This window comes from Clostridioides sp. ZZV14-6150 (assembly GCF_020657875.1).
Classification (GTDB): Bacteria; Bacillota; Clostridia; order Peptostreptococcales; family Peptostreptococcaceae; genus Clostridioides.
The window spans coordinates 1-356 of record NZ_JAGWDA010000088.1; the positions used below are offsets into that span (position 1 = coordinate 1).

The window sequence follows — 356 nt, forward strand, 5'->3', positions numbered from 1 at the left end:
AAAGCTATAAGCGAAGCAAGTTGGTCGGAGTTCAGAAGAATGTTAGAATATAAAGCTAATTGGTATGGTAGAGAAATAATAGTAGCAGATAAGAATTTCGCATCTAGTCAATTATGTTCTAAATGTGGATATAAAAATCCATTAGTGAAGAACTTAGGACTAAGAGAATGGGAATGTCCAGAGTGTGGAGCATTCCACGATAGAGATATCAATGCAAGTATCAATCTACTAAACTTAGCCATATAAATGGTAATCATAAGGGTTAGGAACTAGCCTAATAGCTTGGAGATACTGATAACAATAGTTATCTTGACCAAGAAGCCACCACTTCAAACATTACCGTAGGTAGTTAAGTG

Annotated in this window: 1 protein-coding gene; it reads left to right on the top strand. The window is 35.4% G+C overall.

Annotated elements, in window-relative coordinates; translation table 11 throughout:
* The coding region (locus KGF41_RS20615; protein ID WP_227857147.1) for a transposase at positions 1-246 on the top strand (246 nt) is incomplete at its 5' end.
* Between the last annotated feature and the right edge of the window lie 110 nt (positions 247-356).